The organism is Arthrobacter sp. Dra40 (assembly GCF_059091905.1).
Genome location: NZ_JBNHHB010000223.1, coordinates 1 through 8,053, shown reverse-complemented (window position 1 = coordinate 8,053; position 8,053 = coordinate 1). Strand labels below are relative to the sequence as shown.

Annotated in this window: 8 protein-coding genes and 1 pseudogene; 3 read left to right on the top strand and 6 right to left on the bottom strand. The window is 66.2% G+C overall.

Annotated features, from left to right (window positions below):
• Nucleotides 1-105: pseudogene (locus tag AC5RWT_RS31880) on the bottom strand (2-oxo-hepta-3-ene-1,7-dioate hydratase); the annotation flags it as partial.
• A 289-nt stretch (nucleotides 106-394) separates the two neighbouring features.
• Between AC5RWT_RS31880 and AC5RWT_RS31875 the strand changes: the two are divergent.
• Nucleotides 395-1,009 (top strand): flavodoxin family protein, encoded by a 615-nt coding sequence (locus AC5RWT_RS31875; protein ID WP_494083715.1) that lies wholly within the window; start codon nucleotides 395-397, stop codon nucleotides 1,007-1,009.
• 28 nt (nucleotides 1,010-1,037) lie between these two features.
• Nucleotides 1,038-2,459, top strand: coding sequence for an MFS transporter (locus AC5RWT_RS31870; RefSeq protein WP_494083714.1), 1,422 nt, complete (start codon nucleotides 1,038-1,040; stop codon nucleotides 2,457-2,459).
• Here the strand turns inward: AC5RWT_RS31870 and AC5RWT_RS31865 are convergent.
• Nucleotides 2,387-3,250, bottom strand: a complete 864-nt coding sequence (locus AC5RWT_RS31865) for a MerR family transcriptional regulator (RefSeq protein WP_494083713.1) — start codon at nucleotides 3,248-3,250, stop codon at nucleotides 2,387-2,389. The genes AC5RWT_RS31870 and AC5RWT_RS31865 overlap by 73 nt on opposite strands.
• 203 nt (nucleotides 3,251-3,453) lie before the next feature.
• Here AC5RWT_RS31865 and AC5RWT_RS31860 point away from each other — a divergent pair, with 203 nt between their 5' ends.
• Complete coding sequence (locus AC5RWT_RS31860; protein ID WP_494083712.1) at nucleotides 3,454-3,693, top strand: hypothetical protein; 240 nt, start codon at nucleotides 3,454-3,456, stop codon at nucleotides 3,691-3,693.
• Nucleotides 3,694-3,711: 18 nt separating this feature from the next.
• Here the strand turns inward: AC5RWT_RS31860 and AC5RWT_RS31855 are convergent, their stop codons facing one another.
• The 4 genes from AC5RWT_RS31855 to AC5RWT_RS31840 all read right to left on the bottom strand — a co-directional run.
• The gene (locus AC5RWT_RS31855; protein ID WP_494083711.1) at nucleotides 3,712-4,311 is read right to left on the bottom strand and encodes a protoglobin domain-containing protein; all 600 of its coding nucleotides are present in this window, start codon (nucleotides 4,309-4,311) and stop codon (nucleotides 3,712-3,714) included.
• A gap of 83 nt (nucleotides 4,312-4,394) precedes the next feature.
• Entirely contained in the window at nucleotides 4,395-5,924 is a 1,530-nt protein-coding gene (locus tag AC5RWT_RS31850; RefSeq protein ID WP_494083710.1) for an MFS transporter, read from the bottom strand.
• A 12-nt stretch (nucleotides 5,925-5,936) separates the two neighbouring features.
• Nucleotides 5,937-7,163: an amidohydrolase gene (locus AC5RWT_RS31845; RefSeq protein ID WP_494083709.1), complete on the bottom strand. Its 1,227-nt coding sequence runs from the start codon at nucleotides 7,161-7,163 to the stop codon at nucleotides 5,937-5,939.
• 249 nt (nucleotides 7,164-7,412) lie between these two features.
• Nucleotides 7,413-8,053, bottom strand: a 641-nt coding sequence (locus AC5RWT_RS31840) for an aldehyde dehydrogenase family protein (RefSeq protein ID WP_494083708.1), incomplete at its 5' end; no start/stop codon positions are given.

Genomic DNA, 8,053 nt, shown 5'->3' with positions numbered 1-8,053 from the left:
GGTCATCTCCGGGTAGCGGGCGGTCAGCCGTTTCACCGGCGTCCGGGTCCGGCCGGCCTCCACCAGCTCGTCGGCGATGGACTCGATCGTTGACGGGTCAAGCATCCTTGGCACCACTTCCTAGTTCTTCGCGTGGCCGCAGCCGGCCCCCAGCGGGCCGCGTTGCGGTCGCGGCGCCGCACGGGAAGGGCGCCAGCACCATCTTACGGTGGCCCCCGTCACCGTCCGGAAGTTGGTTACGCGAAAGGGAACAACGACGGCGGTGTCTCCTTTCCGGAGCATCATTGCTCGAGGTGCGGAACACCGCCTTCCCGAACACCAGATTCGGTAGTCACAGCTGGGCCACTCATTGCCTCCCCTTCCCGACGGAATGGCGAAGCCGCAGAATGGCGCTATGGAGGAGACGAAACTCAACGCACTGGCACTGGTCTGCACCCTGACGCCGTCGCCCAAACCGTCCAGCAGCGAGTTGCTGGCCCGGCAAGTGATCACGCAATTATCGGCACACGGCGTCACGTGTGACCTCATGCGGGTTGTGGACCACGACGTCAAACCCGGCGTGCAGACCGACATGGGCGACGGCGACGCCTGGCCATCCATTCGCACCAAGATCCTGGCCGCGGACATCCTCGTGCTTGCGACACCGATCTGGCTGGGCCACCCCGCGAGTCTGGCGCAACTCGTGCTCGAACGCCTGGACGCCGAGCTATCCGAAACCGACGAGCAGGGTCGGCCCAGCATGTTCGACAAAGTCGCGCTGGTGGCCGTCGTCGGCAATGAGGACGGCGCCCACCACGTCACGGCCGAGCTGTACCAGGGCCTGGGCGACGTCGGTTTCAGCCTGCCAGCGCAGGGGTCCACCTATTGGGTGGGCGAGGCGATGCACGGTACCGACTTCCAGGACCTGCCGGAAACCCCGGAAGTGACGGTGACGACGACGGCGACCGCGGCGCGCAACGCCGTTCATCTGGCCCGGCTGCTGCGCCGCGAACCGTATCCGGCCGGGTAAGCGGGCCGGCCGCCGCTAGGGTAGGCGGGTGACCTACTTCCTTCGCAAGCCCTGGACCGGGCGCATCGGTGCCCTGCTGGGCATCCTGCTGATGGCGCTGAGCCTGCGCGCAGCGGTTTCCGCCGTCGCGCCGCTGCTGGGCCGGCTCGGACCGGAACTGGGCTTCGATGCCACGACCATCGGTGCGCTGGCGATGCTGCCGCCGCTGATCTTCGCCGCAGCGGGTCTGTGTACTCCGGCACTGATCCGCTGGCTGGGGCTGGAAAAAGTGCTGGTGGCTGCGGTCCTGCTGGCGGTCGCAGGGCAAGTGGGGCGCGCCGCAGTGGATGGGGTCTGGCCGTTTCTGGCCCTGAGCGCAGTCGTCATGGCCGGGTACGGTATTGGCAACGTCGTGCTGCCGCCGCTGGTCCGGAAATACTTTCCGGACCGCGTGGGTGTGGTCACCGCGGGTTACGTGACTCTGCTGGCGGTCGGGACCGCGATGAGTCCCCAATTGGCGGTCCCGGTCGCGGACGCCGCCGGCTGGCGCGTGTCCATAGCGCTCTGGGCCGCGGTCAGCGCCGTGGTGCTGATCCCGTGGGCGGTGCAGGCCATGCAGGACCGCCGGAAGGGCAGGGCGTACGACGGCGGGGTCCCGGTTCCGGCTGCCTCCCCGCCTGCCGCCGAACCCTCCGGCCGGCAGGACGGCTCGACACCCGAGAAGACAGGTGATCCGGCCGCCGCCGCCGAGAGTGCCGCGACGCGCCTCGCAGAAACTTCAACGGCGCCGGCCAAGCTGAATCCATGGCGTTCGCCGGTCGCGTGGGGCCTGGCTATCTTCCTGGCCGGTAACTCCGCCCAGACCTACGTCTACTTCGCGTGGCTGCCGCCTTACCTCACCGAGCACGGCATCGACGCAGCGAGCGCCGGTTCGGCCCTGGCCTACTTCGCCATCCTCGGGCTGCCCGTCAGCCTGCTGGTACCCCTGATCGTGCCCCGGCTGAAGCACCCCATCGCGGCCATCCTGGTGTTCACCGCCTGCTGGATCGGCGGGCATCTAGGCCTGCTGCTGTCGCCGGAGAGAGGGACCTGGTGGTGGATGACCCTGTCCGGGCTTGGCCAGGGCACTTTCGCCACCGCGCTGCTCATGGTGAACCTGCGCTCACGCACCACGCACGGCTCAGCAGTCTTGTCCGGATTCAGCCAGGGCATCGGCTATGCCGGCGCAGGTATTGCTCCGCTTCTGTTCGGGGTGGTGCACGAAGCCACCGGTTCCTGGACCGCCTCCTTCGCCATGCTGGGCGCCTGCATCGCGGTGATGTTGGTCGGCGCCGTCATGATTAATGGACCGAGGAACATCGAAGACCAGCCCGGCAGCATCCGTCGAACGAGTGTGCGCTACCGAACGAACGGCACGGCGATGTCGCAGACCTCTTCATCCGGTGCCGCCAGCCCGAAGTCGGCAAAGTAGATCTCGCGCGGCGGTCCAGCCGCCGCGAACCCCTCGGTGTCCAGCCACTTGTAGACCTCGTCGTAGGCCTGCAGGATTTGTGGAAACCGCACTTGCGCCTTGGTGATGCGGGTGAAGGCCAGTTCCCCGGCCGGCTCTGTCAGGACGTGGGTGGGTGGTTGCACCTGCGCCGGATCCACCGGCGCAGCCACCGGAATGCCGTTCTCGATCTCGCCGTCGTTGTCCTGATCCACCACTGAGTGATAGATAGTGGTCAGCGGTCCTGCCCAGCCGCCGAAACGTTCGGCTATGGGAATGAGCCGGTCGCAGGAGTCGCGGATAAAGCCAGGAATCTGCTCCGGCGACACCGTCTTCCGCTCGGTCAGGTAGGTCATGGCAGGAGTGCTGCGAACTTGAACTTTCATGGTCGGGTTCCTTTCGGGCGCGATGATCGAAACCACGTAGGCTGCCAGATGCCGGCGGGCCACCGTCTCGGCCTCTGCGTTCTGCCAGAACGCCGCCACCGCTTCGGCACGCTGCCGCCCGGCCAGGCGCAGGACGTCGCGGATACCTGCCAGCGGCATGCCGAGTCCGCGCAGCATGGCGATTAGCCGTGCGGTCTCCACCTGTTCCAGGCTGTAGTACCGGTAGCGGTTGAACGGATCGATGTGTGCGGGTTCCAGCAGTCCCTTTTCCGCGTAGACCCGAAGCGCCTTGGCGCTTAGTCGTGCGCGGGTTTGGAACTCCCCGCTGCTCACCAGCGCCATTGCGTGCCCCGCCTCCGCAGTTGGTTTCGAGTGGCTTTCTGCCACGGCTCTACCCTCCTGCCGGCCCTTGGGGCAAGGTCAAGCCCCAGCGGAAACTCTGCGCCACAGCGCCGGCCGGCGACCTCGCCGATGGCAATGCTCCCGTTGAACTTGGGATGGGTCGAGGCAAGGAGGCCCGTCATGATTCGCCTGCGTCTTGCCGCGCTGCTGGTGCTGACTCTGGTGGGTCAGCGCGTAGACCGTCGGTATTGACGCTGGTCGGCGGCGCCGTCGTCGTGCTGCTGGCCAAGGTGATGGTGGTCCGTCCGCTGCTCAACCGCCGGACCGACATGGTGCTGGCAGGCACGGACGACGGCGGTTCCACGCTTCACTATCTCTACATCGCGGCCGATGGTGTCCTGCTTATCCTGCTGGTCCAGATGCTTGTCGCTGCAGCACGGCGCTGGCTGCCCACCGCCGACGCCGTACCGCAGCGGCGCCAGCGCTGAGCCACCTGCCGGGTGCCGTCACCACACGCCGGGGAGCGCGTAGGGCCGGGACCACAACGCAATCTGCAGGACCACGGCCTTCAGCCAGGCCTGCATCATGGCGTCCACGTCTTCGGCTGGAGCTCCGCCGCGTGCCAGGAACGGCCGCAGGGTGGTGACGACTGGCCCGATCAGCGCGATGAGATACCGCAGCGGGACCACCTGCGTCGACCCGACGTGGTCCGTATCGTTCTTGTGCTCGGGAGTGTGGCGCAGGGCAATCTCGTTCTGGTAGTCCAGCCACTCCTGGTCATAGGGCTTGGTGCACGTGTCCCGGATCCACTGGCCGAACCGCAGGCGGACTGCCGCAAGATAGTCCTCGATGGGCGGGCCGTCCGGCCGGGAAAAGTGGGCAACGAGATGCGGCTGGCCGGAGATGAAGCCGTACCAGACGTCCAGTACGTCCTCCACCTGCCCGTCGAGGACCTCGCCGGCACGCCGTAACATGGCGGCGTCCTCCTCGTTGAACATTGCGCTCGCTTTGAGGTCCTCGAGCTCGGCCAGAGTGACCGGCGAATGGGCCACGGTGCCGTAATCGTAGCCCGGAATGCTTGACCCGCTGGATGCATGGACCGACATGGCAGTGCCTCCACTGAAGAATTGGCGAACGGCGACCTGAACGGCCATTTATACTCCGGGTCACCGCTGCCGTCAACGAGGCTCTAGTTCCCAAAGGCCGGCGGTGCCACCTCGTCTGGCCGGGCCGCCTGCTCGGCTGGAGGCCTCGTGGCCGGCACCGTGACGATGATCGAAGCGATGGCGATCACCACCATGAAGACGTTGAACAGCAGGCCGACCGCCCCGCCGAAGCGCAGCGCCACGTTGTCCTGGCGGCCGATGAACAGGCCCCAGGACTGGATGATTCCCGGGCTGACGGCCTGTGCGGCCACGTACAGGGCGGCAGAAATGGCCACACCGATGGCGTTGCCCAGTGAAGATGCCATCTTGTAGATGCCCGACGCCGCGCCCACTTGGGCGTCGGGGACGTTGGACAGCGCAGCGTCGGTGGAAGGGGTTGCGTAGAAGCCCAGTCCGATACCGAACAGCGTGAACCCGATGACGGTAAGCACGATGTATTCGCCGATGCGCAGGAAGGTGGTCGAACACAAGAGAATACCGACCCCGGTGATCATGCTGCCCCACAACATGGGCTTTTTGGGGCCGAAGCGCTGCAGCAGCTTTTCACCGACCCGGATGGTGGCCAGGATGGCGATGAGGTAGCCCAGTGTCAACAGGCCGGACTGCAGTGAACTCAAGCCTGCTGCAACCTGCACCAGTCCCAGCGAAACGATCAGGGTGCCCGCGGCGCCGTTGAGCAGGAAGTTGGACAATGTCGCCCCGGTGAAGGTCCCGTTCCGGAACAACTTCAGGTCAACGAATGCGAAGTGGCGGTGGCTCTCAATCTGCAGGAAAAGCAAACCGAACACTACGAACGCAGCCACCAGTGCCAGCCCGGTCCAGCTGAACCAGCCGATGGCCGGACCTTGGGAGATATAGACGTTGATGGCCACCAGCATGACGATGAAGCAGGCCAGCCCAAACCAGTCGAAGCGGTGCGCGGCAGCTTCCGGATCGGCTGCGGCGCGTGACTCGGGGGTGCCGCGCAGCAGGAACAGCGCCAGCACGGACAGCACGATCGAGATCCAGAAGATGGAGCGCCAGCCCAGGAAGGAGGACGCCATCAGCCCGCCGAACAGCGCACAGAAGCCCGACCCGCCCCAGGAACCGATGGACCAGAAGGAGAGTGCGCGCTGCCGGTCCTTTCCCTCGTAGTAGCTTTTGATCAGCGCCATGGTGGAGGGCATGATGCAGGCTGCGGACAAGCCCTGGATGGCGCGCCCGCCCAGCAGCATGAAGTCGGTGAGTCCGCCGAGATTTTCGGGTGTCAGCGCGATCAGCAGCGACCCCAGGATGCTGAGATAGATACCGGCGTACATGATCCTGGCCCTGCCGATCCGGTCGGCGAGCCCACCGGCGACGACGATGAAAATGCCGGAAAACAGGGAGGTGATGGATACCGCCAGGTTGGCCAGCGTTTGTTCGACGCCGAGCTGGTCCTTGATGCCGGGGATGACGTTGAGCAGGGTCTGGGCGAAAAGCCAGAAGTTGATGACGGCCAGGACGATGCCCAGCAGCCATGTGTCGGTTGGTTTCCAGTCCGTCCGGACGGCTGCCGTGGTTGATTCGGTCATGGGAAACGACCCCTATTTTGCCAGGTACTCCAAAGCGGCGACGACCTGGGCCTGGGTAGCGACCGAGAGCGTCGGGTCGATGATGGGAGCGAAGAACGGTGAGTGGTTGGCCGGGATGTCTTCGGAGACCGAGCCGTTTTCCACGGCTTTCCGGTAGATGTCGGCCGGGACGGAGCCGACCGTCCAGTAGGTGTACGGCACGCCGAAGGCATCCGGAATCCGGCTGAAGTCCTCGGACGCCGTCATGGGGTCGGTGTGGAAAACCTGGTCGCCGCCGAAATGCTTGGTGAAGGCGGCCGTGACACGCTGGGTGGTTTCGGCGTCGTTGTTGGTCAGCGGGAACTGGTCGTAGTACTCAAATTCAGGGTCGCGCGGCGATCCGGCGGCCAGGCACTCGCCGCGGACAATCCGATCGATCGAGGAAATGATCCGTTCCCGCAGCGCCACATCGTACGTGCGCAGGTTGAGCAGCAGCTCGGCCCGGTCCGGGATGATGTTGGACTTTGACCCGGCGTTGGAGGCACCCACCGTTACCACCGCGAAGTCGCCCGGTTTGGTCTCCCGGGAAACGATGGTCTGCAGCCGCAGCACGATCGAGGCGGCCAGCACCACCGGATCCACGGCGTTGTGCGGCATCGACCCGTGGGCTCCCCGGCCGTGGACCGTGATTTTCAGCGAGTCGCCGGCCGAAAGGACGGCACCGGCCGTCGTGCCGATCTTTCCCGCCTCGGTCGGCATCACGTGCTGGGCAAAGGCCACGTCCGGCCGGGGCAGTTTCCCGGCCAGGCCGTCGTCGACCATTGCCTGCGCGCCGGCGGCGGTTTCCTCGCCGGGCTGGAAGAGCGCCACGTACGTGCCGGCCCACCCGTCCCGGTGGGCCGCCATCAGCTTTGCTGCACCCAGAAGGGACACGATGTGCATGTCATGGCCGCAGGCGTGCATGACGCCGCTGGTCTCCGAGGCATAGTCAAGCCCCGTGGCTTCGGTGACCGGCAAGGCATCGATGTCCGCCCGTGCCAGTGCGGTGCTGCCGGCACCGTTCTCCAGGATGCCCACGACGCCGGTCCCGCCGATGCGCTGGACGTGGTAGCCGAAGCCCGTCAGCTCCCTTTCGATCCGATCGGCTGTGCGGTGTTCTTCCATGCTGAGCTCGGGGTTCCGGTGCAGGTCCTTGTACACGTCCCGCTGCCAGTCCAGCTCCTGCTCGAGGGCACCGAAAAGTTCGTCTGCAATTGTCATGTTGTGCTCTTCCGGGTCGCCGGCACGGGAACGGCGGTTCGCGGTTCCCGGAGGCGCGGTATCCCTCACGTTAAACCCGGCACGGGCCCGCACACAACGACGCCGGTGCCAAGGCGGGAGATGGAATCCCACCTTGGCACCGGCGTGCCGAGCGCCGCGGTCAGGCGGCGCGCCGGGCTGGGGGTGCCGCCGGAGCGAGGCGTGTTCGCCGGCGTCTCCGGCGGCAGTTCCTCCCGGGCAGCGTGCTGGTTAGAACGGGTAGTTGGCGATGTCCGGGCGGACGGTGAGCCACTGGGTTTCGGTGAAGGATTCCATGTTGGCTTGGTGGCCGCCGATGCGGGAGCCGTTGCCGGAGTTTTTGGTGCCGCCGAAGGGGGAGTTGGCTTCGTCGGAGACGGTTTGTTCGTTGATGTGGACCTTGCCCGAATCGACGCGGTCGGCGATCTGCATGGCCAGTCCGACGTCGCCGAGGATGGACAGGGAGAGTCCGTATTCGTTGGCATTGGCCAGTTCCACGGCTTCGTCGATGGTGGAGAACTTCATCACCGGGGCGACCGGGCCGAAGATCTCGTCCTTCCACGCGGTGTTGTCCGGGTCGAGGTCGGCCAGCACGGTGGGGGAGTAGAACGGGCCGTTGTTGGTGCCGCCGGCGGCCAGCCGGGCGCCGGCGGCGACGGCGTCCTGCACGATCGAGTCGATGCGCTTGAGCTGGCTCTCGTCGATGATCGGGCCGAGCGCGACGGTGCCGGTCTTCGGGTCTCCGACGGGCAGGTGTTCGGCCTTTTCGGCGAGGGCGGCGACGTAGTCCTCGTAGATGTCCTCGTGGACGATGTGCCGGCCGGTGGTCATGCAGATCTGGCCCTGGTGCATGAAGGAGCCGAACGCGGCGG

Excerpts from the sequence above, each read along its gene's own strand:
- AC5RWT_RS31875 (WP_494083715.1), top strand. The coding sequence starts at position 395 with ATGGAGGAGACGAAACTCAACGCACTGGCACTGGTCTGCACCCTGACG.
- AC5RWT_RS31855 (WP_494083711.1), bottom strand. The coding sequence starts at position 4,311 with ATGTCGGTCCATGCATCCAGCGGGTCAAGCATTCCGGGCTACGATTAC.
- AC5RWT_RS31845 (WP_494083709.1), bottom strand. The coding sequence starts at position 7,163 with ATGACAATTGCAGACGAACTTTTCGGTGCCCTCGAGCAGGAGCTGGAC.
- AC5RWT_RS31850 (WP_494083710.1), bottom strand. The coding sequence starts at position 5,924 with ATGACCGAATCAACCACGGCAGCCGTCCGGACGGACTGGAAACCAACC.